This is a genomic window from Bosea beijingensis (genome assembly GCF_030758975.1).
Lineage (GTDB): Bacteria > Pseudomonadota > Alphaproteobacteria > Rhizobiales > Beijerinckiaceae > Allobosea > Allobosea beijingensis.
This window is the reverse complement of sequence record NZ_CP132359.1, coordinates 4,306,116-4,332,394: the sequence shown is the minus strand read 5'-3', so window position 1 is coordinate 4,332,394 and position 26,279 is coordinate 4,306,116. Positions and strand designations below refer to the sequence as shown.

The 26,279-nt window shown below is 63.2% G+C and carries 32 protein-coding genes; 14 read left to right on the top strand and 18 right to left on the bottom strand.

Annotated features, from left to right (window positions below; genetic code table 11):
- Nucleotides 1-3: 3 nt before the first annotated feature.
- From Q9235_RS20590 to Q9235_RS20580, 3 genes are all read right to left on the bottom strand, one after another.
- The gene (locus Q9235_RS20590; protein ID WP_306223676.1) at nt 4-1,047 is read right to left on the bottom strand and encodes a Gfo/Idh/MocA family protein; all 1,044 of its coding nucleotides are present in this window, start codon (nt 1,045-1,047) and stop codon (nt 4-6) included.
- A gap of 248 nt (nt 1,048-1,295) precedes the next feature.
- Nucleotides 1,296-2,471 (bottom strand): extracellular solute-binding protein, encoded by a 1,176-nt coding sequence (locus Q9235_RS20585; protein ID WP_306223675.1) that lies wholly within the window; start codon nt 2,469-2,471, stop codon nt 1,296-1,298.
- 147 nt (nt 2,472-2,618) lie between these two features.
- Nucleotides 2,619-3,803 (bottom strand): ROK family protein, encoded by a 1,185-nt coding sequence (locus Q9235_RS20580; protein ID WP_306223674.1) that lies wholly within the window; start codon nt 3,801-3,803, stop codon nt 2,619-2,621.
- Nucleotides 3,804-3,919: 116 nt separating this feature from the next.
- Here Q9235_RS20580 and Q9235_RS20575 point away from each other — a divergent pair, with 116 nt between their 5' ends.
- The 4 genes from Q9235_RS20575 to trhA all read left to right on the top strand — a co-directional run bounded on the left by Q9235_RS20575 (nt 3,920) and on the right by trhA (nt 7,997).
- Nucleotides 3,920-4,666, top strand: a complete 747-nt coding sequence (locus Q9235_RS20575; protein ID WP_306223673.1) for a glucosamine-6-phosphate deaminase — start codon at nt 3,920-3,922, stop codon at nt 4,664-4,666.
- A 2-nt stretch (nt 4,667-4,668) separates the two neighbouring features.
- The gene (locus Q9235_RS20570) at nt 4,669-5,703 is read left to right on the top strand and encodes an N-acetylglucosamine-6-phosphate deacetylase (protein WP_306223672.1); all 1,035 of its coding nucleotides are present in this window, start codon (nt 4,669-4,671) and stop codon (nt 5,701-5,703) included.
- Nucleotides 5,704-5,735: 32 nt separating this feature from the next.
- Nucleotides 5,736-6,929 (top strand): extracellular solute-binding protein, encoded by a 1,194-nt coding sequence (locus Q9235_RS20565; protein WP_306223670.1) that lies wholly within the window; start codon nt 5,736-5,738, stop codon nt 6,927-6,929.
- 399 nt (nt 6,930-7,328) lie between these two features.
- Nucleotides 7,329-7,997, top strand: a complete 669-nt coding sequence (gene trhA, locus Q9235_RS20560) for a PAQR family membrane homeostasis protein TrhA (RefSeq protein ID WP_422678390.1) — start codon at nt 7,329-7,331, stop codon at nt 7,995-7,997.
- Between the two features lie 127 nt (nt 7,998-8,124).
- On the opposite strand, the gene Q9235_RS20555 is transcribed toward trhA, so the two are convergent.
- A complete protein-coding gene (locus Q9235_RS20555) occupies nt 8,125-8,346 on the bottom strand; it encodes a hypothetical protein (protein ID WP_297255746.1) in 222 nt (73 codons plus the stop codon).
- 299 nt (nt 8,347-8,645) lie between these two features.
- Here Q9235_RS20555 and Q9235_RS20550 point away from each other — a divergent pair, with 299 nt between their 5' ends.
- From Q9235_RS20550 to Q9235_RS20520, 7 genes are all read left to right on the top strand, one after another.
- On the top strand, nt 8,646-8,771 hold the full coding sequence (locus tag Q9235_RS20550; protein ID WP_306223668.1) for a hypothetical protein: 126 nt from the start codon (nt 8,646-8,648) through the stop codon (nt 8,769-8,771).
- 8 nt (nt 8,772-8,779) lie between these two features.
- Nucleotides 8,780-9,067 carry a hypothetical protein gene (locus Q9235_RS20545; RefSeq protein ID WP_306223666.1) on the top strand — a complete coding sequence of 96 codons (288 nt, stop codon included), beginning with the start codon at nt 8,780-8,782 and terminating at the stop codon, nt 9,065-9,067.
- Entirely contained in the window at nt 9,064-9,333 is a 270-nt protein-coding gene (locus Q9235_RS20540) for a DUF1488 family protein (protein WP_306223665.1), read from the top strand. Before Q9235_RS20545 ends, Q9235_RS20540 begins: the two co-directional genes overlap by 4 nt.
- Nucleotides 9,334-9,456: 123 nt before the next feature.
- Entirely contained in the window at nt 9,457-9,699 is a 243-nt protein-coding gene (locus Q9235_RS20535; RefSeq protein ID WP_297255753.1) for a hypothetical protein, read from the top strand.
- Nucleotides 9,700-9,910: 211 nt separating this feature from the next.
- Nucleotides 9,911-10,171, top strand: a complete 261-nt coding sequence (locus Q9235_RS20530; RefSeq protein WP_306223664.1) for a hypothetical protein — start codon at nt 9,911-9,913, stop codon at nt 10,169-10,171.
- Nucleotides 10,172-10,404: 233 nt separating this feature from the next.
- The gene (locus Q9235_RS20525) at nt 10,405-10,560 is read left to right on the top strand and encodes a hypothetical protein (protein ID WP_297255758.1); all 156 of its coding nucleotides are present in this window, start codon (nt 10,405-10,407) and stop codon (nt 10,558-10,560) included.
- A 13-nt stretch (nt 10,561-10,573) separates the two neighbouring features.
- On the top strand, nt 10,574-10,777 hold the full coding sequence (locus tag Q9235_RS20520; RefSeq protein ID WP_306223663.1) for a DUF4167 domain-containing protein: 204 nt from the start codon (nt 10,574-10,576) through the stop codon (nt 10,775-10,777).
- A gap of 49 nt (nt 10,778-10,826) precedes the next feature.
- Here Q9235_RS20520 and Q9235_RS20515 read toward each other — a convergent pair whose 3' ends face one another.
- The 9 genes from Q9235_RS20515 to Q9235_RS20475 form a co-directional block, all read right to left on the bottom strand.
- Nucleotides 10,827-11,039, bottom strand: coding sequence for a hypothetical protein (locus tag Q9235_RS20515; RefSeq protein WP_306223662.1), 213 nt, complete (start codon nt 11,037-11,039; stop codon nt 10,827-10,829).
- A gap of 58 nt (nt 11,040-11,097) precedes the next feature.
- Nucleotides 11,098-11,328, bottom strand: a complete 231-nt coding sequence (locus Q9235_RS20510) for a hypothetical protein (RefSeq protein ID WP_297255763.1) — start codon at nt 11,326-11,328, stop codon at nt 11,098-11,100.
- On the bottom strand, nt 11,325-12,701 hold the full coding sequence (locus tag Q9235_RS20505) for a glycoside hydrolase family 130 protein (RefSeq protein ID WP_306223661.1): 1,377 nt from the start codon (nt 12,699-12,701) through the stop codon (nt 11,325-11,327). The genes Q9235_RS20510 and Q9235_RS20505 overlap by 4 nt, the downstream gene beginning before the upstream one ends.
- Before the next feature lie 39 nt (nt 12,702-12,740).
- Complete coding sequence (locus Q9235_RS20500; RefSeq protein WP_306223660.1) at nt 12,741-15,008, bottom strand: glycosyltransferase family 4 protein; 2,268 nt, start codon at nt 15,006-15,008, stop codon at nt 12,741-12,743.
- Entirely contained in the window at nt 15,005-15,967 is a 963-nt protein-coding gene (locus Q9235_RS20495; protein ID WP_306223659.1) for a class I mannose-6-phosphate isomerase, read from the bottom strand. The genes Q9235_RS20500 and Q9235_RS20495 overlap by 4 nt, the downstream gene beginning before the upstream one ends.
- A gap of 293 nt (nt 15,968-16,260) precedes the next feature.
- Nucleotides 16,261-16,518: a hypothetical protein gene (locus Q9235_RS20490; RefSeq protein ID WP_306223658.1), complete on the bottom strand. Its 258-nt coding sequence runs from the start codon at nt 16,516-16,518 to the stop codon at nt 16,261-16,263.
- Between the two features lies 1 nt (nt 16,519).
- Nucleotides 16,520-16,657 (bottom strand): hypothetical protein, encoded by a 138-nt coding sequence (locus tag Q9235_RS20485; RefSeq protein WP_306223656.1) that lies wholly within the window; start codon nt 16,655-16,657, stop codon nt 16,520-16,522.
- A 124-nt stretch (nt 16,658-16,781) separates the two neighbouring features.
- Nucleotides 16,782-17,135, bottom strand: coding sequence for a hypothetical protein (locus Q9235_RS20480; RefSeq protein WP_306223655.1), 354 nt, complete (start codon nt 17,133-17,135; stop codon nt 16,782-16,784).
- Between the two features lie 197 nt (nt 17,136-17,332).
- Nucleotides 17,333-19,375, bottom strand: a complete 2,043-nt coding sequence (locus Q9235_RS20475; protein ID WP_306223654.1) for an AI-2E family transporter — start codon at nt 19,373-19,375, stop codon at nt 17,333-17,335.
- Between the two features lie 471 nt (nt 19,376-19,846).
- Here Q9235_RS20475 and Q9235_RS20470 point away from each other — a divergent pair, with 471 nt between their 5' ends.
- Nucleotides 19,847-20,206 carry a response regulator gene (locus tag Q9235_RS20470; RefSeq protein WP_306223653.1) on the top strand — a complete coding sequence of 120 codons (360 nt, stop codon included), beginning with the start codon at nt 19,847-19,849 and terminating at the stop codon, nt 20,204-20,206.
- Here Q9235_RS20470 and Q9235_RS20465 read toward each other — a convergent pair whose 3' ends face one another.
- Complete coding sequence (locus Q9235_RS20465) at nt 20,207-21,145, bottom strand: sensor histidine kinase (protein ID WP_306223652.1); 939 nt, start codon at nt 21,143-21,145, stop codon at nt 20,207-20,209.
- 211 nt (nt 21,146-21,356) lie between these two features.
- Here Q9235_RS20465 and Q9235_RS20460 point away from each other — a divergent pair, with 211 nt between their 5' ends.
- Together Q9235_RS20460 and Q9235_RS20455 are read left to right on the top strand one after the other, a co-directional pair.
- A complete protein-coding gene (locus tag Q9235_RS20460; protein ID WP_297255782.1) occupies nt 21,357-21,749 on the top strand; it encodes a CopG family transcriptional regulator in 393 nt (130 codons plus the stop codon).
- The gene (locus Q9235_RS20455; protein ID WP_306223650.1) at nt 21,746-22,870 is read left to right on the top strand and encodes an extracellular catalytic domain type 1 short-chain-length polyhydroxyalkanoate depolymerase; all 1,125 of its coding nucleotides are present in this window, start codon (nt 21,746-21,748) and stop codon (nt 22,868-22,870) included. The genes Q9235_RS20460 and Q9235_RS20455 overlap by 4 nt, the downstream gene beginning before the upstream one ends.
- 167 nt (nt 22,871-23,037) lie before the next feature.
- On the opposite strand, the gene Q9235_RS20450 is transcribed toward Q9235_RS20455, so the two are convergent.
- From Q9235_RS20450 to Q9235_RS20435, 4 genes are all read right to left on the bottom strand, one after another.
- Nucleotides 23,038-23,550, bottom strand: coding sequence for a YciE/YciF ferroxidase family protein (locus tag Q9235_RS20450; protein WP_306223649.1), 513 nt, complete (start codon nt 23,548-23,550; stop codon nt 23,038-23,040).
- 35 nt (nt 23,551-23,585) lie between these two features.
- Nucleotides 23,586-24,491, bottom strand: coding sequence for a hypothetical protein (locus Q9235_RS20445; RefSeq protein WP_297255787.1), 906 nt, complete (start codon nt 24,489-24,491; stop codon nt 23,586-23,588).
- Between the two features lie 254 nt (nt 24,492-24,745).
- On the bottom strand, nt 24,746-25,345 hold the full coding sequence (locus Q9235_RS20440; RefSeq protein WP_306223648.1) for a hypothetical protein: 600 nt from the start codon (nt 25,343-25,345) through the stop codon (nt 24,746-24,748).
- A 517-nt stretch (nt 25,346-25,862) separates the two neighbouring features.
- A complete protein-coding gene (locus tag Q9235_RS20435; protein ID WP_306223647.1) occupies nt 25,863-26,228 on the bottom strand; it encodes a hypothetical protein in 366 nt (121 codons plus the stop codon).
- Nucleotides 26,229-26,279 lie beyond the last annotated feature (51 nt).

Sequence of the window (26,279 nt, the reverse complement as noted above, 5' to 3'; positions counted from 1 at the left end):
TCCTCAAGCGCGAGCGGCTGGTTTCGCCGGCAACCATGCCGCTTTCGCCTGCGCTTCCAGTGCGAGCCGGCAGACGGTGAAGGCGTGGCGCTGGCTCATCGCGGTTTCGCTGCGGTTGGCGATATCGGCGACGAGATTGCGAAAATAGGTCAATGGCTCACTGGCGGCATCGATATGACGGGTGCCGGCCTTGTCGACGAGAAAGACATGGTCTGTGCCGGGGCGGCCGGCGATGTCGACATATTTACGCAGTTCGATCGTGCCTTCGGTGCCGAGGATGGTGAGGCGGCCGTCACCCCAGGTCGGCAGGCCGTCGGCCGTGAACCAGTCGACGCGGACATAGCCGCCGGCCCTGTCGCTGCGCAGCAGAATCTCGCCGAAGTCCTCGAAATCGGGGAAGTCCGGCCCGCCGAAATGGCCGACGCCCGAGGCGATGATTTCCGCATCGTCGGAGCCGGTAAAATGCAGGAACTGGTCGATCTGGTGTGAGGCGATATCGGTGAGGATGCCGCCATAATGGCGCTTGTCGAAGAACCAGTCCGGCCGGATCGCGCGGTTGAAACGGTGTGGACCCATCCCGAGCGTCTGCACGACCCGGCCGATCGCGCCGTCGGCGATCAGCTTGCCTGTGATGATCGTCGCGGGGACTATGAAGCGCTCGGAGAAGCAGATCGAGAAGATGCGCCGGGTCTCGGCGACCGCCTGCTCAACCGCGGCGAGCTGGTCGAAGGAGGTGACGCCGGGCTTGTCGACCATGACGTCCTTGCCGGCCCGCATGGCCTGGATGGCGATGGCGGCCCGTTCGGCGGGAATGGCGGCGCAGACGATCAGGTCGATCGTGGGATCGTCGATCAGCCGATCGGCCGTGCTCTCCGCCAGATCCGGGAAGCGCTCGCGAAAGCCGGTGAGGACACGCTCGTCGCTGGTCGCGGGATCGAAGCCGACGCAGGTCGCGCCGGCTTCGAGGAGACCACCGACCATATGATAGATATGGCGGTGGTCGAGGCCGATGGCGGCGAAGCGCATGGAAGGGTCTGTTCTCGTCATGGACGTGGCTCTGATCGGGCCAAAACGTCCGAGAGCAAGGAGGAGCCCGCCGCCCGATGCCTTATGGCATCGGGCAAGGGACCGACACGGCTGTCGGGCGTTTTCGCCCGACCCCGCAGGGGCGCGGGCCTTTTGGGTGGCTGGTGCGTCGCATAGCCTTGCAAACCGGGCGGTTTGCTGCGGCTAAGCTCCTGCCCGCCGCCCAAAATGCCCAGCGTCAGAACCGCGTCCATGACGAGTACAGACCCTTATTGCGGTGCGTTGTGGCCGACGCCGATTTCCTGGTCCCAGCGCCGGAAAGCGGCGACGAGACGCTCGGGCGTCAGCGGGGGCCTCGTCGGCAGACTGGTGATCAGCCCGTCATATTCCGGCCGGCCGTATTCGGCGAGGATGTCGCGGCTTTCCTGCGGCGCCATGGCGAGCGTCACGCCCTTGATCGCCGGGCCCGGATAGAAATAGCCCTTGTCGTAGGTCACCGCCTGCGCCTCAGGCTTCAGCATATGGGCCATCAGCGCGACCAGCGCCGGCATCTTGTCGGCCGGGACGCCCTTGGGGATGCACATGAACTGGGTGTCGGGAATCCAGTGCGTATTGGCGAGGACGAAGACCTTGGCTTCCTTCGGCACGATTCCGAGGACGCGCGGGTTGATGTCCCAGCCCAAAGTCGAGACGATGACGTCGCGGGTGCCTTCGCCGAGCTCCTTCATCGTCGCGGCCGTACCGCCGGGATAATAGTCGACGCCGGTGCCGAGTTCCTTGAGATAGGCCCAGGTCTTGTCCCAGCCCTTCATCGGGTCGGTCGGGTCGGCATCGCCGAGAATGTAGGGCAGGCCCTGCAGCCAGGTCCAGCCGGGGCCGGAATTGACGGGGCGGGCATAGGTGAAGCGCTTCGGGTTCTGCTTGACATAGGCGAGCAGTTCCTCGGCCGTCTTCGGTACGGTCTTGAGACGCTCGGGGGCGTATTCGAAGAGCGGGCCGGAGGGCGAATAGACCACCGCGACGCCTTCGTTCTGGCCGAAATTGCGCTGCATCATCAGCGCCTGCTCGTGATAGACCTCCTCTGGCTTCGGCAGGTCCTTGGCATGGGACTTCCAGACATCGACCCAGAGCCCCTGCTGGATGCCGTCCGACATGGCGCCGGGGCCGGTCAGCACGAGATCGATATCGACGCGGTTGGCTGCCTGCTGGGCCTTGAGCTTGGCCGGCAGTTCCGGAGAGGGCGCACGCGAGAAATTCAGGCGCGAGATCAGCTTCGGGTTGTCCTTGGCGAATTTCTCGATGGCCGCCTGCGTGAGCTGAAGATTGCCGGCGACATCGATGATGTTGAGCGCGACGGGCGCGCTCTGCGCCAGCGCTCCGCCGGCCTTCAGCGCGGCGAGGCCGGCCGCTCCGGCCATGACGGTACGACGTGTCAGGTGGTTCATGATCTCTCCCTGGGTGCGCGCTCTCTTGTGGCGATGCCGTGGGGCATCCGGAGCATTTCGCTGGGATACTAGTACACCACTTTTCGGCGCGCCAGCGGATTCCAGGGCATGGCAGGCACCGCTCTGCGGCATGGGAGACCGGCCGGCTCAGGCCTGTTCCAGCAGCAGAGCTTCAGTCGCGCGGCTGAGCAGCGGCGCGGCGGCGCCATGGATCTCGTAGAGATGGCTGGCAGGCGCGCCGGCGAGATCAGGCACGGCGAAGCCGTCCATCGTGCCTTCGGCCCGGAACAGCGTGTTGAACCGGGCCCAGAGCTGTGGATTGGCTGAGAAGGGGCCGCTGATGGCGACGCGGGCCGGAAACAGCATGCGGCAGGCATTGGCGAGTGCGCGGGCTACCAGTCCCACCGCCGTTTCGATCTCTGGCAATGACAGGAGATCGAGGCCGGCGAGCTGCCGTGCGAGACGTATCTCATCCTGATCCAGATCAGGCCAGCGCCGGCGCAGCATGGGGAGCAGCGACCAGAGCGCGGCACCGGTTTCAAGGCAGGCAGTGTTGCCGCAGCCGCAGCGCCGTCCGTTCAGCGCCGCGAGGCGCCAATGACCGATCTCGCCGAAGGAGCCTGTCGGCGCGAAGGGTTCGCCATCGACGGCATAGGCAAGGCCGACGCCCCAACCCCAGTGCAGCAGGATCGTCCCGCCTGCGAAATTCTCGGGCTCGCGGGCGGCGCGTGCGCGCAATTCGGCATCGAGGTTGCGGCAGATCGTGACCGGCCCAGCCACGGGTTCGAGCACCGAGGCGATGTCGAGCCCGCGCATGCGCGGCCAGCGCGAGGCCAGCAGCCATTGGCCCTGCTTCAGATCGATCAGGCCGGAGAGCGAGACGGCCGTGCCGGCATGGCTCATGCCCGGCGGCATCGCGCCGAGAAGGTCTCGCGCCAGCTCGGCCATCACCGCGGCGATGGCGGCATTGTCCGCATCGGCTGCGATGGCGCGGCGGCGCTCGGCGACGAGATGGCCGTTGAGATCGACCAGCGCGCCGGAGAGCGACTGGCTGGAGACATAGATCACGGAGGCGCCGATGCGGCGGGTATGGGCGACGAGGATCGCGGGGGGCCGCCCGCGTCCGCTCGCCTCGCCAACGGCCTCGATGACGAGGCGGCGCGCGATGAGATCGCCGACGACGCGCGAGACGCTGGTCGAGCGCAATTGCAGGATGCGGCCGATATCGGTGCGCGAATGCGCCTCGCCGTTGAGGATCAGTCGGTAGATCCGGGCGCAGTCACGGTCATGGGCAAGCGCGAGGCGGGATTCGTCGAGCGTCAGCAGGGACAAGGTGGGCTCTATTCGGAACGGTTGCGTTCAAAATTAATCGTTGCGTTTCGGACGAAGCTTCATAAGCTCTATCTCAGAATATCGGAAAATTACTGGCGTAAAAGGTTCAAAATTCGATGATCGAGATGCATCTCGCCTCCGACAAGGACGAGCTCGGCCGGCAGGCGGCGGCGCTGGGCGCCCAGGCGATCCGCGACGAGCTCGCCCGTAACGGCACCGCGACGATCATCGTGGCGACCGGCGCGAGCCAGTTCGAGATGCTGAACCATCTCGTGGTGGCGGAGGGCATCGACTGGTCGAAGGTCACGGCCTTCCATCTCGACGAATATGTCGGCCTGCCCGAGAGCCATCCGGCGAGCTTCCGTCGCTATCTGCGCGAGCGCTTCATGGCGCCGCTGAAGAATGCGCCGAGCTTCATCCCGGTCGATGGCGAGGGCGATCCCGCGGCGGCGGTGAAGCAGCTCAACCAGCAGATCGCCGGCAAGCGCATCGCGGTCTGCTTCGCGGGCTTCGGCGAGAATTGCCATCTCGCCTTCAACGACCCGCCGGCCGATTTCGACACCGAAGAGCCTTATCTCGTCGTCAATCTCGACGATGCCTGCCGGCAGCAGCAATTCGGCGAAGGCTGGTTCCCGAGCTTCGCAGACGTGCCGCAGCAGGCGATCTCGATGAGCATCCGCCAGATCCTGAAGAGCGAACTGATCGTGCTTTCCGTCTCCGACACGCGCAAGGCGGCGGCGACGAAGGCGGCGCTGGAAGGGCCGGTGAGCAATCTCGCTCCCGCCTCGATCCTGCAGACGCATAAGCGCACCGTCCTGTTCATCGATCCGCCGGCCGCCTCCCTGCTGACCCGGAAGGGCTGACCATGCGGACGCCCGGTCTCATCGATCTCCAGGTCAACGGCTTTGCCGGGTTGGATTTCAATTCCGGCACGGTCACCGCGGCCGAACTCGACCGGGCGCTGGAGGCGATGCTGGCGACGGGTGTCACCACCTGCCTGCCGACCATCATCACCGCCCATCCGCATGAGCTGGAGGAGCGCTTTCGCGCGCTCGACGCGGCGGTGAACGGCAGCCGGCTCGGGCCCTTGATGTGCCCGGGCTACCATCTCGAAGGCCCGTTCCTGAATCCGGCCGCCGGCTATTGCGGCTGCCATCCGCCGGAAGCGATGACGGCGGCCACCCCCGACCTCATCGCACATCTCGAAGGGCTGTTGTCGCGGCCGATCCTGATGGTGACGCTGGCGCCGGAGATCGCGGGCGGCATCACGCTCGCCGGCCAGCTCGCCCGCATGGGCAAGGTCGTAGCCATCGGCCATTCCGCCGTCGATTTCGAGATCGTCGCGGCGGCGGCCGATGCAGGGGTGACGCTCTCGACCCATCTCGGCAATGGCCTGCCGCAGGATTTGCCCAAGCTGTCGAATTCGCTGTTCGCGCAGCTCGGCGAGGACCGGTTGATGGCGGGCTTCATCGCCGACGGCATCCATCTGCCTCCGAAAGCGCTGAAGAGCCTGATCCGGGCCAAAGGTTTCGAGCGCTCGATCCTCGTGACCGATGCGGTGGTCGCGGCGGGCGCGGTGCCCGGCCGTTACAGCTTCGCCGGGATGCCAGTTGAGCTTTCCATCGACGGCTCGGTGCATCAGGTGAACGGCGGCTCGCTGGCGGGTTCGGCACTCAAGCTCGACGACGCCGTCCGCAATGTCGTCGCCTGGGGCATCGTGACGCCGGACGAGGCGGTCGCCATGGCCTCGAGCCATGCGTTGGCCTGCATCGCCGATGCGCTCGCCGGGGCGGGCATCAACTTGCCGGAGAGCGCGATCGACTGGTCGCCGGAACTCCGGGTTCGGAGCGTGCGCGTCGGCGACGAGCGCCGTGACTTCGCCGCCGAGGCGGCTGCCTGAAGACGTCATCAACCAACGAAAAGGGGAGAAGCATGAGTGAATTTTCGAAAGGCGTGGATCGCCGCACCGTCCTAGGCGGGCTCGGCGCGCTGACCTTGGGCGGCAGCGGTGCTCTTGCCGCCGTGCCGGCCCTGCCGTCGGCCCCGGTCGGCATCAACATCATCGATGTCGGCGGGGCGCTCGCCCTGATGCAGCAGGCTTTCGACGACTACCGCACGAACAATCCCAAGCTGGTCTCGCGCATCACCTATGTGAAGGCGCCGGCGCCGGAACTGGCGAGCAAGATCAAGGCGCAGCAGGATGCCGGCCGCTCCGATCTCGACCTCGTCCTGACCGGCTCGGACGGGCTCGCGGCCGGCCTCGAGCAGAATCTCTGGCTCAAGATCTTCCCGGATTTCGCCGAGAAATTCCCGAATATCGAGCAGAATTACGAGCCGGCGGCGCTGAACCTGCACAAGGTGCAGGGCGCAGGCTTCGGCACGGTGGTGAATTACTATCCGTCCGGCCCGCTGCTCGAATACATGCCGGATCGCGTCAAGCAGGTGCCGACCACGGCCGAGGAACTGCTCGCCTGGGCCAAGGCCAACCCCAACAAGTTCATGTATGCGCGCCCGACCAATTCCGGCCCGGGTCGCACCTTCATGATGGGCCTGCCCTATATCCTCGGCGACAAGGACCCGCAGGACCCGGTCAACGGCTGGGACAAGACCTGGGCCTATCTGCAGGAGATCGGCGAGTACATCGAGTACTATCCGGCCGGCACCGGCGCGACGATGAAGGAGTTCGGCGACGGCTCGCGCGACATCATCATCTCGACAACGGGCTGGGACATCAACCCGCGCGCGCTCGGCATCGTGCCGAAGGAAGCGAAGATCCAGACGCTGAAAGGCTTCCACTGGGTCTCGGACGCCTTCTTCATGTGCGTGCCGAAGGGTATCCCGAACGATCGCCTCGCCGTCGTGCTCGACATCATGGCGCATGTGCTGACGCCGAAGATGCAGGCCTATTCCTATGACGAGGGCTATCTCTACCCGGGCCCGGCGGTGAAGGACGTGCCGCTCTCGCTAGCGCCGAAGCGCAGCCAGGAGGTGATCGCGGAGTTCGGCCGGACGGAATATGCCGACCTCATCGCCAAGAACCCGATCGAACTGCCGCTGAAGCCCGACAAGATGGTCGTCGCCTTCCGCAAATGGGACGAGCTGGTCGGCGCCAAGCGCAAGCGCTGATCGATATTGCCTATCTTCGCTCCGCCCAGCGGCGGAGCGAAAGAAAAGCCCGGAACCCATCGACGGTGCCGCCACCGAGAATGGGTTCCGGGCTTGTTTGTTTAGACCTCAGCCGGCGATTGCCTTGTCGTTTTCGGCTCGTCTCCAGACCATCCCAGCTCGCACGGGCCGGCATCCGAAACCCTTCACAATTGCGGACATCGAGTGTCGGCCCGCAAGCAGACATTCGGGTGGGCTTCGGCGAATTACTCCCACTGATGCCGGTCTCAAAGACGTTCTACTTCTTCTTCAGATCCATCGCCGCGGACATCCGGGAGAACGCGCTCTCGCAGGCCGACATTGAGATGACACGGGCTCACGGTAGGTGCCAAACTAACTCCAGCCGCAAGCATGTCAGGAATCGCCGTGAACGTTCCCGTCGTAGGACGCTTCGTCTTCAGGCGCGCCGAGCTCTGGGCTGACGGCGTGATCCATGTCCTTGGCGTCGCCCTTGGGTTGGCTGCCGTTGCGACGTTGATCGTCCAGGTCGCGAACAGCGCCCCGCTGTTCGACCTGCTGCCCGTTTCGATCTATGGCGCCGCGCTGCTCGCCGTTCTGATCGTCTCGGCCACCTACAACATGTGGCCGATCTCACCGCGCAAATGGTTCATCAGGCGGTTCGACCATTCGGCGATCTACGTGCTGATCGCCGGCACCTACACCCCGTTCCTGATGAAGCTGAGCGCCAGCATTTTCGCCCAGGTTCTGCTCGTCATCGTGTGGCTCGCGGCCGCTGCCGGCGTCACGATCAAAGTGGCTTTGCCCGGCCGGTTCGACCGGCTGTCGATTGCGCTCTATCTCCTGATCGGCTGGAGCGGGCTCCTGATCTGGGAGAGCGTCAGCCTCCTGCCCGCGATGACCCTCTGGCTGATCGTCGCAGGCGGCATCCTCTATTCGATCGGCGTCATCTTCCATATCTGGGAAAGCCTGCCGTTCCAGAATGCGATCTGGCACGGTTTCGTTCTGGTGGCTTCCGGCTGCTTCTATGGGGCCGTGTTTCGGGCGTATGCGATAGCGCCCGCTGCGTGAACTGTGGTCGTCACGGACAGCCGGCCCTCATCCCGATATCTCTCCGATAATCTGGCGAAGCTCTTCGCGCGCGCCAGCAAGGCTCGTGCCTCCAATGGGCGGGGCTCCACGAAAGGCCGCATCGCCTTCAGGCAACGGCAGATTGTCGGTATCGCTCGATGGCCCGCCGTGCCAGGTCATCTTCATCTTCGGCGATCGCCACCAGCGCAGCCACGATATATGCCAGCCTGGTTCGCTCTCGCTCATCGAACGCATCAGGAATGGTCGATCTGACTTCGTTCCACGCGGCCTCCAGGGCTGCCTGCGCCCGGGCGAGGTCAACTGGATCACTCAATGACGAGAACGGCATGCTCCTTCCTCCGAGGGGTTTCTTTCGCCGGGGATTTTATGAAGGCGGAGCTCGCCGGCAATATCAAAAGCTAAGGCGGCCCGCGCGAGAAACCGAGGTATCAGGTGAGAGGCGTTCGATCAGGGTATCGATCTATCGTTCGTTGAATGCGTTTGTGATCGTCAGAATGGAAATAATTGCTCCTTGCCTTGCAAGATTATCCTGCGCGCACCATTTTAAGGCAGTCTCGAAACGCATCGGGATTTTACTTCAGAGCATTTGCGCGAAGCGCCCCGATCTGGGCCAAACGGAGCCCAGCCATGACAAATATTTCCGGGCAGTGGTTCATTTATCGCGTTTGGGCCGCAGATCGCTATCTGGTTTGGTTCGCGCATGGTGGCCTCATCGCCGCGTTCGCACTGGCCTTCGCACTCGTGCTGAAATGATGCCTCCCATGGAACCGCATCTGGAAAAGGCTCGGTTTGCAGCCGCTGGCTGTGCCCCGGCGCCGGAGGCGTCGGCGCTGACCTATGGAATGATCGGCATGGCGCTCTTCAGCGTCGGCATGTGGGGAGCGGGCAGGTTTTATGACGTGCCTCTGATCCCCCATTTGTCGTTGATTGTTGTTGGCTCGCTGATCGCATTTCCCGTTGGCATCTGGCTGCAAAAGAAGCGGAAGCGGCGCCATGTCGATGCCTATCGGGCTGAGTTGGTGCGTCTTGGCGCAAGGCGCAGGTCATGAGCCTCGACTTTCCCAACTCGATCCGGCGTTACGAACCCGGCCGCGGCTGCGTAAGCTTCTGGGGCTCTGAAGCGTCATTGGAAGTGATGTTCCAGATCGAGCTCGACGTTCTGCGGACTTTAAGCCCCGCTGTCATCGACGGAAGCGAGGGGTCGTTCCTCGTCGCATTCGACCTCAATCGCTCAGCCATATTGCGGGCCGCTCGCTCCGCCTATCTGAAGAAGCGCGGGGGCTATCATCGGCTCTCGGCCGGCGACTTCCGCTAGCAGGGGCCGGAGCTTTTGGCCGCGCGTGAAGGGCCTGCGAGGACAGCGGATTGACTTCGGCCTGCCTCACGTGGCGACCTCGCATTTGTCCAGCCATCGTCAATCGCAGGAGCACGCGACATCATGAGCGAACGGCGAGAGCTATATCGCAGCCCCACCGGTGACTGCTGGTTTCTGGGGCGGGAGCCGACGAGCGGTGCAGCCTTCGTGATCCATCAACCGAACGGTCCGGGAGGCGGGCAGCTGTCGCATATCGAATTGGGAGCCTTCCTCGTCTCCGGAAAGTCGGACCGTCCCGAGCAACAGGCCTTGCTCCGCCTCATCGGGACGCTCGTCGATGTGCCTCCCTACGCAAATCGGGCCTGACGTCGTGATCCCGGTTCCGGCCGCCAACCAAGCTTCGGCTGTTACGCTATCGCTTTCATCGAGGTCAGCATCTGCAGATTTTCCTTCGTACCCGAAACGTGACTTGCGATGTCCGGCGAAAGGGCGCTTTGTTCAACTACAGTTGTCTCCATACCGCTTCTGGAAATGACCGTCGCGGCGCCTGTCACGCCGCCAAGCGGAGACACAATCCATGCTCAACGGAACCGGGTCGGTCACTTTACGCAGTGGCCGAAGGCTGCACGCCAAATATCAGTTCGGCACGCATCAGGAGCATCATTGGGTCGGATATCTGATCTGCGATACGGAAACTGCCGATCCGAGCGAGTTCTCCTACAAAATCCTTCTTCAATGTGAAGGCGGGATAGCGATCGAGCTTGCCGTTACCAACTGGACGGATCACTACATGGCAGTCGTGGGGCGCCCGTTGCCGGAGTTCAATCAAGTCGCTTGAAAGAAACGCGTGGCGCGCTCCCGCTGGATGTGGCCTCGCAGGGACCTCAAACGGCCACAATGATCGACTAATAATAAATGATCGACGGAGTCGCTTAGCTGGCATCGCGAACTCGCGGTTTGCCCGACTTCTTTTCTCTTTCGACATCGCTCGCCGCTTTGCGGCATCCGCTGCCGGCATTGTGCCGACTGCCTGACACGTCGCGTGGCCGAGCCGCGCGCCATGGGATTCATATGAACAAGACCATCGACAAGACCAAAAAAGAACACCGTATCGGCAAGGCAGCGCCGGCACCCCTGTCTCCGCTCCCTGCACCGATCTGCAAACCCGTTTCCGGCGGTCTCTCACGCGCTGAATTGCGTGAGATCGTCGCTGAGATCCTGGGTTAAGGGGAAAAGAACCATGGATTTGCATCATCGCGCGCGGCGCCCTCAGAATCGAGGTGGCCTGGCCGAGGCACCGCGAACGCCCAACCTTCAGGCAAGATACGAGCGCACGCTCACCCTCGCACGCGGGTCGGAAATGATCGGTGACAAAGTTGAAGCCGAGCGCTTCTATCAGCAGGCCGATCACTATCGCCGCCTGTTGAACAACCAAGCCGCTTAGCAGGGCTGACGATCGACGATCGCGATGCCGCGTCGAGAGCTCAGCGGCTTCACGGCAGATTCTTCGACGGGACTGTCGCGCCGCCTGCGCGCTCATCAGCCTCCTTGCGCAGCCGCTGTTCCTTCAGCCGGACCGTCTTCGCGTCGCGCTCCTGGTTGAGGCTTTCAGTCTCCGACAGAAGGCGATTCCGCGACAGCGATTGCGTCTGCGTCTTCAGGAATGCAGCCTCTGCCTGGGTGCGTGATTTCGAGCGTTCGGTCATTCTGCTTTCCTCCTGATGGGCGGCGACAGCCTCCTGGTCGATGCCGGGCCGCTCCTGATCATTCCCGAGAGCCGGATACCGGCGATTTGGCCTTTGCTTTTGAAACAATGATCTGGTTGTGACCGATCGCCCTTTCGCGGCCGTCGATGCCTCGAACCCGGTAATGACGCTCACCGCTCTCCCGCGCCGGCATCACGCGAATAATCTCGTAATCGCCCTCTCCAGAGCGATCGGCGAAGCCGAACGACAGGCGCACGGTGTCGCCGACCTTGATGGGACGTTCGGTCATGGCTTTTCGCTTTCGAGAGTGGGTTGTCCGGCGTAAGGCCGCTTGTCTTTGCCGGGCGCATTTATGACCGCGCAGCCCGGCTCCATCGCTTCCAGTAGTGCTGCGACCTTCACCGTGGCGAAATGGCAGAAGGTGTCCGAGACCGCATAAGGCAGGACGATCATGTCGCTGTGGCGTATCGCGCCGCAGGTGTAGACGACGTTCGGTACGTAGCCCTCCCGTTCCGAGGACTCGGGCTGGACGAAAGGCTGGCACAGGCGCCCCAGCACTTTCGAAGGGTCCGCCTTGTCGAGCAGGACCGCACCGATCGTGTATTTTCGCACCGCCCCGACGCCGTGGATCAGGAGCAGCCAGCCTTCGTCGAGCTCGATCGGCGAACCGCAGGTGCCGATCTGCACGAACTCCCACGGATACTGTGGCTTCAGGATGGCGACTCCGCCGTTCCAGGTCAGGAGATCATCCGAATAGATCAGGTAGAGGTTTTCATTGTCCTGCCGGGAGATCATTGCGTAGCGACCGCCCAGCTTGCGCGGGAACAACGCCATGCCCTTGTTCACGGCGGCGGAGCCGCGTAGCGGCGACAGCCGGAACGACAGGAAGTCGCGGGTCTCGATCAGCTCCGAGCGGATCGACCTGCCGTCATAGGCCGTATAGGTGGCGCGATAGACGGTGCCGTCATTCTCCTCGAACGCGACAAAGCGCGCGTCCTCGATGCCGTTCGACTGCGACGTGGTCACGGGAAAGATCACCCGCTCGCTGATGTCGCTGTCGGCCGCGAAGACGACCTCGACGTCCTCGCCATCGAGCCGCGCCATCCGGTTGTGCAGGGTGGCGATCGTCGCCAGGCGCGAGGTTGGGTCGATGCTGACGCCACCACCGGCCGCGATCGATCCGGAGCGGAATGTCAGAGACGAGATGTGCCCCTCGCCAACCGCGCGAACGCTGAGGATGAAGCGAAGCCCGCCGGCTGGAGCATCGGACTGGTCGGGATGCGCGACAATGCTCGGGTTGAAGAGCGCTGCCGCCTCGAACGAATACTCGTGCAGGAAATAGGCCCCGACCAGCTGGCGCTGGACCTTGGTGAAGGCGCCGTGAGCGGCGAAGGCATCCTCCATCTCATCGGCACGCGTCTCGAACCGCTCCAGCAGGTTGCGGTGCCGGCCGTTGAAATTCTCCAGCACCTCGGCAAGCAGGTTCGTCGCCTCCTCCGGGGCGAGCGACAGAACCCGGTCGACGATATGGTTCGCCTTCGCCTTCTCGGCGGGAATGAAATCCCGTGGCTCGCCCGCGGGGCCGAACCGACGCACGACGACCCGGGAGGGGTCGGGATGCAGGTACAGGGTCTGCCGGTTCAGGAAACTGGGCTGGGACAAGATGTCCGCCGATCTGTTTTGAGCAAGGTCGCCGAAAGCTCAGGCGTGCAAGATACGAAGTGGCGTTAGTTTCGGGCGATCCCCGCTGACGCGGGCAAGCTGGCGAATCTCGGCGAGGCTGAGCAGGTACGATACGACGGATTCACCACCGCGGTTCTCATTTGGCCGATCGCGATGGAGGCCGTCACGGCAGGCGCCGGCGTCCAGGTCGACCAGGGGCGTGGAGAGATCATTGTCGCCCAGGAACCAGGCGAAAGCGCGCGCAGCTTCGTTACGCCATTGCGGATCGCCGTCGGCCCGCCAGGCTGCGAGGCAGGCCGAAATCGCCGCCGTCGCTTCCAGCGGCTGCTGGTCGAAAGCCTTCGGCGTGCTGCGCCTGTCGCCAAAGCTCTCCGAGCCGACCGGCCTGAACAGGCCTGCCCGCGTCGTCTGGAGATGCGTGAGCCAACGCAGCGAGCGCAGGCCGGCCTCGACATAGGCCGGTACCTTCATCGCCAATCCCGTCGCGATCAGCGCCTGGGGCAGGCGTGCATTGTCGTAGGAGAGCCCGTCCTCGAACCAGACCCAATCCGGTGTTTCGACCGCCGCGATCAAGCTGAGCAAGCGGTCGGCGAGAAGTGTGCGGAGCGAGACGGCAACCGCCGTGGTGCAATGGGCGTCGAGGCCCAGCAGGGCAAAGGCCCAGGCGCGCGGGGAGCTGAAACGCTCGATGGCGGGCAACGCTTCGGTGAACAGGGCGGCAGCCCATCGCCGCCGCGAAGCGCTCGCATCATCGCGCGCGCAGACACCCAACGCCCAGAGTGTGCGCCCGTGGCTGTCTTCCGACCCGGCTTCCTCGAGCCAGCGCCGATCGAAGCTCATGAAATTGCGGAAGCGCTGCCGATCGGGATTCCAGGCGTGCTGCACGAATGAGGCGAAGCGCGCCGCGAGCGCGTCCGGCAGGCGCGACTCGCCGGTGCCGTTCAGGGCACAGGCCAGGAGCAGAGCGCGAGCATTGTCATCGACGCAATAGCCATGCGAGCGGTCCGGCACGGAATGGACGGCATGCTGGAACAACCCGGTATCGTCGCACATGGACAGAAGGTGGCCGGTCTGCATCTCCGGCGGCGGGACCGTTGTCGGCAGGGCCCTCGGCTGGCTTGAGCCCGCAACAGCGCTCAGCACACGACCGCGGCGGGCCGTCTCGAAGGTGGCGAGATAGCGTTTCGCGGTCCGCTCCCAGGTCATCGAACGGCTGCTCGCATAGGCGCGCAGCCTCATGGCCTGGCGCCTGGGCGCATCGGTCAGCAAGCCTGCAATCTCGTTACCAATGGCGACGACATCGCCGAAGGGCACGAGGATGCCGCGCCCGTCCGCAAGCAATTCCCTGGCATGCCAATAGGGCGTCGAAACCACCGCCTTGCCCAGCCCGAAGCTGTAGGACAGCGTGCCCGATGTCATCTGCGCCTCGTTGAGATAGGGCGTGACATAGACATCGCACATCGAGATGAAGCCGAGCAGCGTAGCCTGATCAACGAACCGGTCGAGGAAGACGACGTGGTCTTCGACCCCGAGCTCGCGCACACGCGCCATCAGGCTTTCGCGATATGCCTCGCCATGCTCGCGGACGAGATGAGGATGCGTCGCGCCCAGAACGACATACATTGCATCGGGGCGGCGCCTCAGGATCGAGGGCATCGCGTCGATCATCACCTCGATGCCCTTGTTGGGCGACAGCAGGCCGAATGTCAGGATGACGGAGTGACCGCCAAAGCCCAGCCTTTCCTTGGCTTCATCGGGCTCGACAAAGGCAAATTCGGGAATGCCGTGCGCGATCACCTCGATCTTGTCCGCCGGCAACCGATAGACGGTCCGCAACAGGTCGCGCCCCTTCTCCGCCATGACGACTACGCGAGCCGAGGCATCGACGATCCGTTCCATCACGTCGCGCTGCGCGGCATTCGGTTCGGCCAGGACAGTGTGCAACGTCGTGACGACGGGCATGGTCAGGCGCGAAAGCAGCGCCATGATATGGCTCCCGGCTTCACCGCCGAAGATGCCGAACTCGTGCTGAAGGGAAACGACGTCGAAGCGGCCCTCGTTCAGGAAGTCGGCGGCACGCGCATAGTCTTCGAGCCGCTGGTCGGAAATCTGGCAGTGCACGGAAAACGGATAGTCGTAAGCCTCAGCATGGTCATTCATGGCGACGATGGAGGTATCGACGTCGGAGGATGCGATCGCCTGCTGCAGATCGGTCGTGAAGGTCGCGATCCCGCAGCGGCGGGGCAGCGAATTGCCGATGAAGGCGATGCGTTTGGTCGGGCTCATGATCGTGCCTCCGTGGACGGAACTGGCGAATTCAAAACGGCCTGCGGCGGCCCCGTCGGCGGTGAAACCGTCTCGCGGAACCGGGGCATGCCGTCGCCGTCGACACGGCGCAGGAGATCTCGGCTTGGTGCCGCAGCGTCATAGGCGATGAGGCAGGACAGGCCGGCTTCGCCGGGCGCGATGCGCGCGCCCTGCGCCTCGACGAACCAGCCTTGGCCAACGCCGATTTGAAGCGCGCCGATAGCAGCAGCGCCGGCGATAGCGACCAGCCAAGTCTCGCATCGCGCATCGAGCTCCCAGATCGATCCGGCAGGCAGGTCGACCCGCTCGAAGACGAAGCAGGGGTTTGCGACGAGCAGCGTCCGGACGTCGCTCAGGCGCCGCGGCGGCACAGCGCGTTTCGGGGGGCCAGAATGAGCGACCGCAACACCTTGCTCGATGTGCAGTTCGCGGGCACGGCCGTGGTCGAAAAGCCGGAACGTCGTGTCGCTGCGCTGCTGTATCTCGGCGAGCACGAGACCTGCGCCGATCGCGTGGATCGTCCCGGCCGGGACTGTGATAACCTCTCCCGCATGCGGCTTGTGCCATGAGACAAGCTCGGCGATCGAGCCATCGGCAATGGCCGCCCGCAGTTGCTCGGGGGTAACGGCCGCTGTGAGCCCAACTCCCACTGTGGCATCAGAGGCCGCGGACAGGATGTACCAGGCTTCCGTCTTACCGCGCGGCAGCCCCATCCCACGAGCGGCAACGTCGTCCGGATGCACCTGGATCGACAGGACCTCCTGCGTGAACAGGAGCTTGAGCAGCAAGGCTGGCTCCGGCGCATGCTTCTCGCAGCGCTGGAAACAGAGTTCACCGATCGGAACGCCGGGATGCCCGATTCCGCTCCAGGGTAGAAGGTCAGTCGATCCCCAGGGCTTGGGGATCATCTCGATGCAGGCTTGTTCGAGCGCCATCATAGGGCTCCTGGTTCGTACGGCCGGAAATCGACCGACGGATCGTCGCGCGCCGGCCTTGGGCAGCGGCGGTTCGTGGGGGCGCCGGCGCACGCACTCGCGAACTACTTCGGCTGGTTGGCGCGCGTCAGAAGGGCGCTAGCCGCACTCCCGGTTTTGCAGCAATCTTCCGAACGATCGAGCCGCTCGACGCAGCATTGAAACGCGCCAAGGCTGAGATCAGGCGTCAAATGCGCCGCCGCGACAGCCTGGTGGATCAGCGCAGGCCGGCGCGTGAGCCTCCTCGCCGGCGTCGTTTAAGCGCTAATATCAGCCTCCAACGCACTGGCCAGTTCGCCCGGGCTCACCGTGAACACCTGGGAGCTGCCAGACGAAGACAACGACGGCGTGTGCAGCATGGTGGCGATCTGGCGGTAAGCCAGGAACGAGGTGGCTGGAATCTCCTCCTCGTCGACCACCACGCGGTAGGTGCCGGCAGGCTGCATATGATCTATCGCGCTCAGCCTGAAGGGCCTCCTGAACGTGACCGTGGTTTCGCGACTGCGAATGTTCACGTCAGCTCTTCTTCTTCGGCTTTCCCGCAAGTTCGAGCGCTGCCGGCAGACCCTTCGCCGATACGGGCACTGCCACCGCTTCCTTTTTCTTCTTGGGCTTCTTGGCCTCTCGGTTGCCGCGCGTCTGTCCCTTAGCCATGTGAAACTCCTCTTGCCGAGCAGGGAGGTGACATGAACGCCATCATTTCCGCGCTGCTCACGCGGAATGGTTCATGATCGACGGACGATGTCGCTGCGTACGGCTTTCGCCGTTGCGATCGGACTCAGGTCTTCGGCATGCCGAGCGTTTCGGCGCAGGCCTTGGCGACGGCCGAGTCCGGAGAGGTGCTGCCGATCATCGTGGCCCAGCCGCCCTTGGCAATGAAATCGCCCTGGCTCCACGAGCTGATCTTCTTCAGCTCGGCGAGGGCGGCATCGGCATTGGGCTGCTTTTGGAAGTTGCTCACGCAGATCGGAGACAAGGCAGCGACAACAGCATTCTCAGCCCTGAGCTTCGCCATGCGTTCGCTCGACGAAGCCGTCGACCACCCACCCCAGGTGAAGCCGAGAACGGCAATAGCAACAGCACCGCCAACGGCACCCCAGATGGCAGGTTTGGTTTGAGAGGGGATTTTCATGGAAAAAACCTTCCGATTTGCGGAAGGAAAACCTCCCGTAAAATAATGTATCATAGATTTAGAAAATAATCCTGCTTATTTATCTCACGAAGGTGAGATCGAATATTATTTCCGTTCCGCGATTTACGTAATTTTTTGATACTGGAAATTCCGTTTCAGCTGCGAGGAAATGAGATCATACAGTTCCCAAGCCTTGCTTATTCGAGATGATGCGCTCGACCGCCTGCCGCCCCCGTTGTCTCCGCGAACTGAAGGCACAACCGGCAGATACCTCGAAGTGACGTTTCCACGTCGTCGGCGAGCGAGGGCCCCTTGATATCCGCCAACGGACTGGAAACTTGCGACAGTTCGCCGAGGACGAGGATCGCCGTTGGCAGACGGCGCCGAAGGCGCCGAAGCGCATACTTCACGTGAGCGGCATTGTGAGGCCCGATATAGCAAAGGCAGATCAGAGCCGGAGCACGCGCGACAAGTCGCTCCATACCGGGAGCCAGCAGTGCGGTGGGAGGCAATGCCTCCGCCGCCAATCCATGCTTCTCCAGGATCTGGCCCAGCATCAGCGCGGCTGCCTCATCCAGTTGCGATCGCGCGCCGATGCAGACCACCCCACCTCCGTCTCGAAACGTGTCCTTCAGCTCAGCCGCCGTAAGTACGGGCAGATCGGACGCACCTTCCTGTTCGTTGGTCTGTTCAACGGTCGCCTCGGTCTCGGGGTCTGCCGTGCCAGCGTCGCGCGAGGGGCGGCGGTCATCGTGATCCGACAAGTCCTCGACGACCTCGCGAATTGTCGCGAGAATCTGATTTCGCCTAGGAGTATCGAGAACCCCGCGCGCCTCGTCTGCAGCAGCGAGCCGCAAGCCTTCGAGCGCGACCTCGTCGTAATAAGCGGATAGCGAGCGCTCTTTCAGTACCTCCTCAGCCTTGTCGGCTGCTTCCGCGGGATCGCCCGCGAGAATCCGCTGATAGAAGATCTCCGGCGCCGATAGGGCGGGTCGATCTCCCAGCATGACGTCCAGAAATTCCAGTCTTTCGACATGCCGGCCGAGCACAACGAGACATACGGTCAAGGGTGTGGCCAAGACCAGTCCGATGGGCCCCCATAGCCAGGTCCAGAATGTCGCGGCGACCACGATGGCGATCGGCGAGAGCCCAGTGGAGCGGCCATAGGCCAACGGCTCGATCACATGCCCGGCCAGCGGTTCGGCGATCACGAACAAGGCCGCCGTCAGTGCGAGCATCATCCAGCCGGGATCGACGGATGCGGCGATCACCATCGGAAAAACGGCCGAGAGAACAGCGCCAAGATAGGGAATGAAGCGCAGGATCGCCGCCAGAATTCCCCAAAGCAAGGCGCTGGGAACGCCGATGGCGGCAAGCCCGCAACCAATCACCACACCGAAGCCGGCGTTGACGATGAGCTGCGTCAGAAACAGCCGGCTGAGGCGCTTGCCGGCGTCATCAAACGCGGCCGTGGTCTTCTGCAGATCGTAGGTCCCGGTCAATCGGATGAACCGATTTCGAAGGTCCTCGCGCTTCAATAGAATGAAGACGACGNACGCGGCCGTGGTCTTCTGCAGATCGTAGGTCCCGGTCAATCGGATGAACCGATTTCGAAGGTCCTCGCGCTTCAATAGAATGAAGACGACGAAGATCAGCACGATTCCGGTTGTGGTCAGAGGGTGGATCAGCGGAGCCAGAAAGGCCTGCAGCGTTTCGATAGCGCCGGGTTCCGGTTGATGCACCTCGACGGGGATCGGGCGTCCGTCCCGTGCAAGGCCTGGCGTTTCGCTTGGGACTGGAGATTCCGCCTTGGGACGGTCGAGTTCCTTGCCCAGGTCTTGCAGCACATCCGAGGCGCGGCTCAAAACCCCGCTACCTGCTCCCGAGCCTTTCAAGGCGGCAATCTTGGCGCGGATGGTGCTCTGATAGGTTGGCAGCTCGCTCGCCAATTGAGTTGCCTGGCCAACCATCGCCATCGTCAAGGCCGCCAAGGTCGCGAACGCAATCAAGACGACGACAAAAACCGCCAACGCCCGCGGGGCACGCAGCTTCTGCAATCCTTTGACCAGTGGCGCCAGGACAAAGCTGAACAGGATCGCGAGCGCCACCGGGACGAAAACCTCACGCCCGAAATAGAGCGCGGCGATGATGAAGACGCCGATGGCTACATTCGAGACGACGTCAGCGGGCGACCGTGTCGATGGAGCTGCGACAGTGGAGGGAACCTCAATCGCCGGCATCGATCAGTTTCCTTGAAGCTGGACGCCGGAGTGAAATCGGTCGACGGAAGGGTCGCCGTCATCGTGACGAACTCAAGGCACTTGGACGGTGCGGACAAAACTTCCCCCGACCCAACGCGCCGCAGCCCACGTGGTTTCGGGTGGGCAAATTTAGAACGCTGGCAGTTCGTTGGAGTTCCCGGGCATACAGGGGGCGACGCCCTCAGCCGGGTGATCCATCGCCGCCGAGGAATGCGATCAAAGCTGGGCTACCTGCTGGACCTCCTCCGCCGGATGAAAACCGCGGTCTGCGCCACAGGCGAATCCCCCTCCTGAAACCTGATGTTTCCCGGAAGCATAGCGCCCGCCTCGTCGCGCAGGCCAAAGTTGGCCATCGTAACCAAGTGCTAAGGACAAAAAGCGCAATTCTTTACAATGAGAGGCAACAAGAGCTCGCGTCGGCAGTTGGCTGAGGGTCACTCTCGAAAGTACATGATGTCGAAGCTGGTTGTCCTGATCGTCGAAGACGAGCCGCTCCTTCGGATGGACGCCATCGACTTCATCGAGGAGGCTGGTTTCGAGGTGGTCGAGGCTGCCCATGCCGAGGAAGCAATCGCGATCCTCAAAGCCCGCCACGACATCGCCGTCGTGTTCACCGACATCGAGATGCCAGGCTCCATGGATGGCATGAAGCTGGCGCATGTCGTGCGACTGGGGTGGCCGCCCATCCTCATCGTCGTCGCAAGCGGGCGCGTCATGCCGCGCGAAGGCGAGCTGCCTGAGAACGTTCAGCATATCAGAAAGCCATACCGGGCAGCCGAAGTCATCGCAGCCTTCCGGCCGACGGCCTGATCAGTCGGCAATGAGCGCGTCGATGGGGCCGCGAAGCGAGAAGACCACACCGGCCGGCTGATAGTCCATGGCGGCTGCACCGCTGAAATATCTCGCCAAAGCGCGCTCGATCATGCGCGATCCGAAGCCGCGGCGGGTTGGCGGCTCGACCAGCGGGCCGCCGCTCTCACGCCACTCGAATGCGAACTGACCGTCTTCAACCGACCAGGTTATGTCGATTCGTCCACCATCCTGCCTGAGAGCGCCGTATTTCGCGGCATTGGTCGCCAGCTCATGGAGCGCGAGCGCCATCGCCAGGGCAGTCTTGGACGAGAGTTCAACCGGCGGGCCGTCGATGCGGAAGCGCGACAGGTCGCTTTGCCCCTTCAGAGACTCTTCGACGAGATATGCTAGGCTCGCTCTGGCCCAAACGGTCTGGGTCAGGATGTCCTGTGCCGAGGCCATCGTGTTCAGCCTTGCGATGAAGGCCTCCTTGAGCGCATCCACCTCGGGACCACCACGGATCGTCTGATTGGCGATCGCCTGAATCATGGCGACGGTGTTCTTCATCCGATGCTTGAGTTCAAGCGCGAGCAGACGCTGGCGTTGCTCGGCCTCCTTGATGGCCGTGATATCTCGCGACACGGACAGGATCGCCTCGGGTTTGCCATCCGGGCCCAGGATCGGACCAACTTGGACGTCCCAGAACCGTGGATTGCCGGCGGCCGTGTCGGCTGCACCCTGGAAGCGATAGCTGTGACCAGCACGCGCCTCCTCGATCGCGAACTTGGCTTCGGCGTTGCCCTGATCAGCCCAGAAATCCGGCCAGGGGCAGCCCTTGATGGCGTTGAAATCGCTGACTTCCATGACGCGCTGGCCGCCCTCGCTCATGAAGGAGAGCTTGCCGTCGAGGTCTATGACCTTGATGCAATCGTCCGACGCCGCCAGCAGGCTGCGCATGAAACGGGCGTCCCGAAGTTCCGGCGTCGGCAAAATGTCCCCGATCTCGTTCCCGTCTAGGGAGCGTTCCCATTTATGCCACGTGCTGCCACGCGGCCAAATGCCTGTCTCTGTCTTTTGACGTTTTGGATTGGTCGCTGGGCGCGGGCCCTCTTGATATGCATCCAATAACATCCATATGACATCCAATTGGATGGTACATGGATTGGCGATGAAAACTCCTGAGAGCGAGAAACTAACGCTGAACCTCGGCTTCGTGGATCTCGGCCGCATCGACCTACTGGTCCGGGACGGCTTCTACTCCAACCGCTCGGACTTCATCCGCACGGCGATCCGCAACCAGCTTTCGACCCATTCCGACATCGCCGCGAAGGCCACAACGCGCCTGGCACTCGAATTGGGCCTTCGGACTTTCACACGCGGGGACCTGGAAGCCGTGGTCGCAGCCGGCGAGCAGCTTGAGATCCGGGTTCTCGGCCTCGCCGTGATCGATAGCGACGTCCCCCCGGAGCTGGCCCGGCAGGCCATCGCCTCCCTCACCATCCTCGGGGCCCTGCACGCATCCCCCGAGATCAAGGCCGCCCTGGCCGATCGATTGACATGACCCAAAGGACCTTCGCCATGAACCCGCGTTTTCACGCCGCCATCGGCGAAGCCATGAACCGCCTGCGAACATCCGACGTAACGGGCGCAGCGGCTGCGATTCAGCACGCTCTCGCCGGACGCGGGTCTATGCCCTCAGCTGCCGCGGATAGCGGCACACAAAGCGGTGACAGCCCCGAAGCACCGCCGGCGCGCGGTCTGCGGGCGATCCTGCAAAAGCTACGACAGGAGCAGGCGAGCTTCATCCACGCGCCGAGCCAAGGCGACACGGTTACGGAAGATGAGCGGGACCGTGAAAACTTCCGTGCGCGCAGATTCCAATCGGCGGTCGGCTCGCTGGCCTACAAGCTCTACGTGCCGTCCGATCACGCTGATCGCAACCTTGCGCTGGTGGTGATGCTTCACGGCTGCACACAAAGCCCGAATGACTTCGCGCATGGGACCCGGATGAATGTCTTAGCCGATGAGTTCGGCCTGATCGTCGCCTATCCCGTGCAGCCAAAATCGGCCAACGCGCAGGGTTGCTGGAACTGGTTCGATCCTCGTCATCAGCGGCGTGGCGCCGGTGAGCCGGCCCTTCTGGCAGGACTTGCCCAGGAACTGGCTTCGGAATTCAAGATCGACCGAAATCGGGTTTTCGTGGCCGGCCTGTCGGCGGGCGGAGCCATGGCCGACGTCCTGGCGTCGACCTATCCCGAGGTCTTTTCCGCAGCTGGCATTCATTCCGGCCTGCCTCACGGCGCGGCTTGCGACGTCATGTCCGCATTCGCTGCAATGAAGGGAAATGCGAAAGCAACGGCACAAGGCCGTTCGCCCATCAGGAAGATCATTTTCCACGGAACCGCCGATGCCACGGTTCATCCATCGAACGGCAAGGCTGTTTTCGATCTAGCGGGTTCCGCGCAGGGGACGCCAGCAGAGTTTCAGACCGATGCGGTGATCAATGGCAAACGCGTAACCCGGTCGCTGATCGGGCATGGCGATGCTCCTGCACTCGCCGAGCACTGGCTGATCCATGGGGGCACCCATGCCTGGTCGGGAGGTGATCGCAGCGGAAGCTATACCGATGCCACGGGCCCTGATGCTTCTCGCGAGATGATCCGCTTTTTCCTCGAGGCCTGAGGAGGTTTCGCGCGAGCGCGGAACGCACTCGCTTAGAGACCGGCAGTTCCGGGCCGCCCTGTCATGGCGGCCCGGGTCCGAACAGCCATGAATGTTGCAACTCAAGGACATGAGCGCAGTGAAGCCCTCTCTCCCGTGAGGAGAGAGGGGCCCAGGCAGCGATCGGATCACGCCGCCTTGGCTTGCGCGACAGCCGCCGAGTTTGCTGGCCCGCCGAGCTGCGTGAGAAGCTTGTCGGTCTTGGTCTCCTCGGCAAGCGTAGCATCGAGCAGCGCCGCCGCGTCGTTGTGGCCGAGCTGCTTTGCCCATGACTTCAACGTCCCATAGCGGGTCATCTCGTAATGCTCGACCGCCTGGGCGGACGCCACGAGACCGGCATCGAGGGCGGGACTGTCGGCGTAGTCTTCCATGACGGCCTTGCCTTCCTCAAGGATGCCGAGGATGGCGTCGCAGGTCTTGCCGCGAGGCGCCTTGCCGATCACCTCGAAGACCTCGCCAAGGCGCTCGACATGCCCCTCCGTTTCCTCGCGATGCGTCTCGAAGGCCTTCTTGAGCTCGGGCGACTTGGCCGCCTTGGCCATCTTGGGCAACGCCTTCAGAATCTGCCTCTCGGCGTAGTAGACGTCCTTGAGCATGTCATAGAACATGTCGTCGAGAGCCTTTGGTGCATTCGTAGCCATTGGAATTCTCCGGTTGTCGGGGTTGCAGGCGTGGATCAGGCGTGGACCTTGTCCCGGGCGCGGCCGCCGAGCGTCGCGCCATAGCTGGCGGCCAGCGCGCCGATGAGCATCGCGATGAAGGTCGCCAGAGCGAATGAGGCGGCAGCCTTGCGGGCTATGTCAGCCGTCTCGCGAGCGGTCTGCTCGGTCTTGGCGGCGGTTTCCTTGGTCTTCGCGATTGCGTCTGTGATGCGCTTTTCGGCGTCAGGCTGGCTGATGCCGGTCTGGGCGGCGATGACGCTGGCGACGTAGGACTTGTCGGCAGGAGACATGTCGCCGTTGCGAATGCTCATTGCGATGATACGGCCGACTTCGGCACGAGCCGGAGCCGCGTCTGCCGACGAGGGAGCCGGTCGCTCGGCGCGAAACAGCATGTCGGTGACATATGCTGACGGGTCGAGACTCGACAGGTCAAGGCGACCGGCAGCCTGGTTCGCTGCGCCGGTGACGGCAGAGCCAACACTGGACGCCGCGCTGGCACCAAGGCGAGCGCTGCCGCCGATGACTGCCGATGCGGCTGAGGCCAGCAGGATCGAGCTGATGATCGCGCCGACGGCCCAGGTCATGAAGCCGTGAGCGGTGTCGCGGAAGGCAACCTCCTCGGAATGAAGACCCACACGCTTGGTGCGGAGACGACCGGCGATATAGCCGCCGGCGCCCGCAGAGACAAAATGCACAACAGCAAGCCAGATCATGGCAGCGATGCCGAAGGTGGCGGTAGTGACCCCCGCATTCGTCCAAGGCGAGACCGAGACGAAGCCGAACCCGGAACCCGCTGCGAGGAGCATCAGGGAGATCGACGCGCTGACAACGGCACCTCCGAGGACGGCGCCCCAGGAGACTGCGGAACACGCGCGATCGGTCGTGGCGTCGGGGACGCCTCGTAGGGTGGTATCGGTCATGAACGATGAACTTTAAGGGCGCGGACAAGGTGCCGGCGCGTTGCGGACGGTGCGGTCCGCTCGATGTCAACGAAACAAGGGAAGAGGCGATATGTTCCGCCGATCCAAAGCGTTTCAATCTTGTCCGGCGATTACCCATGCGCCTTGAGGGAGGGTACTGCGCCGCTAGTTACTCTGGCTCGCCTCCAGTCAAATTGGGTAGCGGAAAGCAGACATACTGAATGTCTGCAAAGGGCCAAGACCTGACGGTCACTTCACGGCTGTGAGGAGCCGCTAGCTAGAAAGATCGTAATTTCGCGGAATGAGAGCATACGGCCCTGCTCTGTTCCACCGGCATCGGTCTGAACGCCCATCCCAACTCTGATCTCTACCTGGCGCCCTTTGAGCCCCGCGGGAATTGCCGCAGCCTTGTTCCAAGCTTCGCAGGCCGGCGCGACGCAAAGGCCATCGTGCTTCTTGCCGAAATCGTCGACGATGGTGAGGTAGCAATTGTCGCCGCATGCGAATTCAGCAATCCAGCCCTTGAGCGTTTCGCCCACACTAGCTGCCATGGCTGGCGCGGACTTTGGAGCGACACGGCTCGCGACTTCCGGCAGCCACCTAGCTCCGAGCTGCGCCTTGAGGTCGTTCGAGGTCAGCACGGTGCCCAGATAACGGAACTGCCCGTCTAAAAGATGGAAGTAGTGAGAGCCGATCGGGCCCTCTTCGTTTACCTGGCCCGATAGAACGATGAGCGAGCTGTTCAGACGGTACTCGGCTGCCTTGAAATTCGGATCAACCAGCCCCCAGCCCGAGAAGGTCCCCGGCAGGAACACGACATCTCCAGCTTGCAGATCGACGATGGCGCCGGTCATGCACGACGTACCGCAGCCCCATTCCGCAACGGCAAATTTGTCCCCGAAATTTGGTCGCCCGTTGGCGGCAGCACGAAGTCTGATGCGATAAGCCCTCTTCTCTGGCGTGTCGAGAACGGGCCTGGTCCGCGGCCCTGGAAGGACAGCTGATGGATACTCACCGAACGTTCCCGGTGGCGAGCGAACTGGTCTGGCGTCGGGAGCCGCGGTTGAAGCTGATGGCACTGACGGGCGCTCGGAGGCGGCACAGGCGGCTGTAATGATGGATTGCTAGGCGACCGCGAAACGAGGTCAGGTCCTTTGCTCGACGAACAGGGTCGAATCTTCGAGCTTCAATCCCGTTCTGTCGAGCGTAGGCCAGATTGAGCCAGCGCATGCCTTCGGGTGGCGCTGACGTGATGTGGATCACCGCCGAAGTAGGCAGGTTGAGTTGGTTCAGGTAGGCGCCAACGAGGGCATTGCCGGTCGCTGTGAGGCATCAGCTTCCCATCCGACTCCAGATAGGCCGCATGGACGCCTACCCGACCGCTCGGAGATAGCAGCCGAGGCGTGCCCGCGAGCCAAGCCCGCGCGCACGCAGAAGCGCATTGAAAGCCTTCGGAACGACTGTCGCAAAACCCTTCAGCCGGATCGCCTTCCCAATCTCAAGCCACGGCAGGAGCAGCCCGCCATTGCTATCAAGAACGACGACTGCCGAAGAATGTACGAGTGCGACATTGGCGAAGGCTTTGTCATCGCCGATCGCCAGTTCGCCGCGAACGAGAATGATCGCCGGCCCACCGTTCGTTCCCGGGATGGCCGAGATGTCAGCTGCACCCGATAGATTGGTGAAGGCCAGGCTGATGGCCAAAAGGCCGACCACCCAAGTCAATACTGCACGCATGGTCCCCAGCCCAACGACCGAACTGACTGCATCTGCGCAGAAAGACACGCC

What these genes read in the sequence shown, in the direction of transcription:
- Q9235_RS20515 (WP_306223662.1), bottom strand. Translation starts at nt 11,039, where the DNA reads ATGACCGAACGCTCGAAATCACGCACCCAGGCAGAGGCTGCATTCCTG.
- Q9235_RS20575 (WP_306223673.1), top strand. Translation starts at nt 3,920, where the DNA reads ATGATCGAGATGCATCTCGCCTCCGACAAGGACGAGCTCGGCCGGCAG.
- Q9235_RS20455 (WP_306223650.1), top strand. Translation starts at nt 21,746, where the DNA reads ATGACCCAAAGGACCTTCGCCATGAACCCGCGTTTTCACGCCGCCATC.
- Q9235_RS20485 (WP_306223656.1), bottom strand. Translation starts at nt 16,657, where the DNA reads ATGGCTAAGGGACAGACGCGCGGCAACCGAGAGGCCAAGAAGCCCAAG.
- Q9235_RS20460 (WP_297255782.1), top strand. Translation starts at nt 21,357, where the DNA reads ATGAAAACTCCTGAGAGCGAGAAACTAACGCTGAACCTCGGCTTCGTG.
- Q9235_RS20500 (WP_306223660.1), bottom strand. Translation starts at nt 15,008, where the DNA reads ATGAGCCCGACCAAACGCATCGCCTTCATCGGCAATTCGCTGCCCCGC.
- Q9235_RS20555 (WP_297255746.1), bottom strand. Translation starts at nt 8,346, where the DNA reads ATGCCGTTCTCGTCATTGAGTGATCCAGTTGACCTCGCCCGGGCGCAG.
- Q9235_RS20480 (WP_306223655.1), bottom strand. Translation starts at nt 17,135, where the DNA reads ATGAAAATCCCCTCTCAAACCAAACCTGCCATCTGGGGTGCCGTTGGC.
- Q9235_RS20590 (WP_306223676.1), bottom strand. Translation starts at nt 1,047, where the DNA reads ATGACGAGAACAGACCCTTCCATGCGCTTCGCCGCCATCGGCCTCGAC.
- Q9235_RS20545 (WP_306223666.1), top strand. Translation starts at nt 8,780, where the DNA reads ATGGAACCGCATCTGGAAAAGGCTCGGTTTGCAGCCGCTGGCTGTGCC.
- Q9235_RS20445 (WP_297255787.1), bottom strand. Translation starts at nt 24,491, where the DNA reads ATGACCGATACCACCCTACGAGGCGTCCCCGACGCCACGACCGATCGC.
- Q9235_RS20450 (WP_306223649.1), bottom strand. Translation starts at nt 23,550, where the DNA reads ATGGCTACGAATGCACCAAAGGCTCTCGACGACATGTTCTATGACATG.
- Q9235_RS20440 (WP_306223648.1), bottom strand. Translation starts at nt 25,345, where the DNA reads ATGACCGGCGCCATCGTCGATCTGCAAGCTGGAGATGTCGTGTTCCTG.
- Q9235_RS20550 (WP_306223668.1), top strand. Translation starts at nt 8,646, where the DNA reads ATGACAAATATTTCCGGGCAGTGGTTCATTTATCGCGTTTGGGCCGCA.
- Q9235_RS20520 (WP_306223663.1), top strand. Translation starts at nt 10,574, where the DNA reads ATGGATTTGCATCATCGCGCGCGGCGCCCTCAGAATCGAGGTGGCCTG.
- Q9235_RS20470 (WP_306223653.1), top strand. Translation starts at nt 19,847, where the DNA reads ATGATGTCGAAGCTGGTTGTCCTGATCGTCGAAGACGAGCCGCTCCTT.
- Q9235_RS20510 (WP_297255763.1), bottom strand. Translation starts at nt 11,328, where the DNA reads ATGACCGAACGTCCCATCAAGGTCGGCGACACCGTGCGCCTGTCGTTC.
- Q9235_RS20540 (WP_306223665.1), top strand. Translation starts at nt 9,064, where the DNA reads ATGAGCCTCGACTTTCCCAACTCGATCCGGCGTTACGAACCCGGCCGC.
- Q9235_RS20530 (WP_306223664.1), top strand. Translation starts at nt 9,911, where the DNA reads ATGCTCAACGGAACCGGGTCGGTCACTTTACGCAGTGGCCGAAGGCTG.
- Q9235_RS20570 (WP_306223672.1), top strand. Translation starts at nt 4,669, where the DNA reads ATGCGGACGCCCGGTCTCATCGATCTCCAGGTCAACGGCTTTGCCGGG.
- Q9235_RS20565 (WP_306223670.1), top strand. Translation starts at nt 5,736, where the DNA reads ATGAGTGAATTTTCGAAAGGCGTGGATCGCCGCACCGTCCTAGGCGGG.
- Q9235_RS20525 (WP_297255758.1), top strand. Translation starts at nt 10,405, where the DNA reads ATGAACAAGACCATCGACAAGACCAAAAAAGAACACCGTATCGGCAAG.
- Q9235_RS20535 (WP_297255753.1), top strand. Translation starts at nt 9,457, where the DNA reads ATGAGCGAACGGCGAGAGCTATATCGCAGCCCCACCGGTGACTGCTGG.
- Q9235_RS20465 (WP_306223652.1), bottom strand. Translation starts at nt 21,145, where the DNA reads ATGCGCAGCCTGCTGGCGGCGTCGGACGATTGCATCAAGGTCATAGAC.
- Q9235_RS20585 (WP_306223675.1), bottom strand. Translation starts at nt 2,471, where the DNA reads ATGAACCACCTGACACGTCGTACCGTCATGGCCGGAGCGGCCGGCCTC.
- Q9235_RS20435 (WP_306223647.1), bottom strand. Translation starts at nt 26,228, where the DNA reads ATGCGTGCAGTATTGACTTGGGTGGTCGGCCTTTTGGCCATCAGCCTG.
- Q9235_RS20495 (WP_306223659.1), bottom strand. Translation starts at nt 15,967, where the DNA reads ATGATGGCGCTCGAACAAGCCTGCATCGAGATGATCCCCAAGCCCTGG.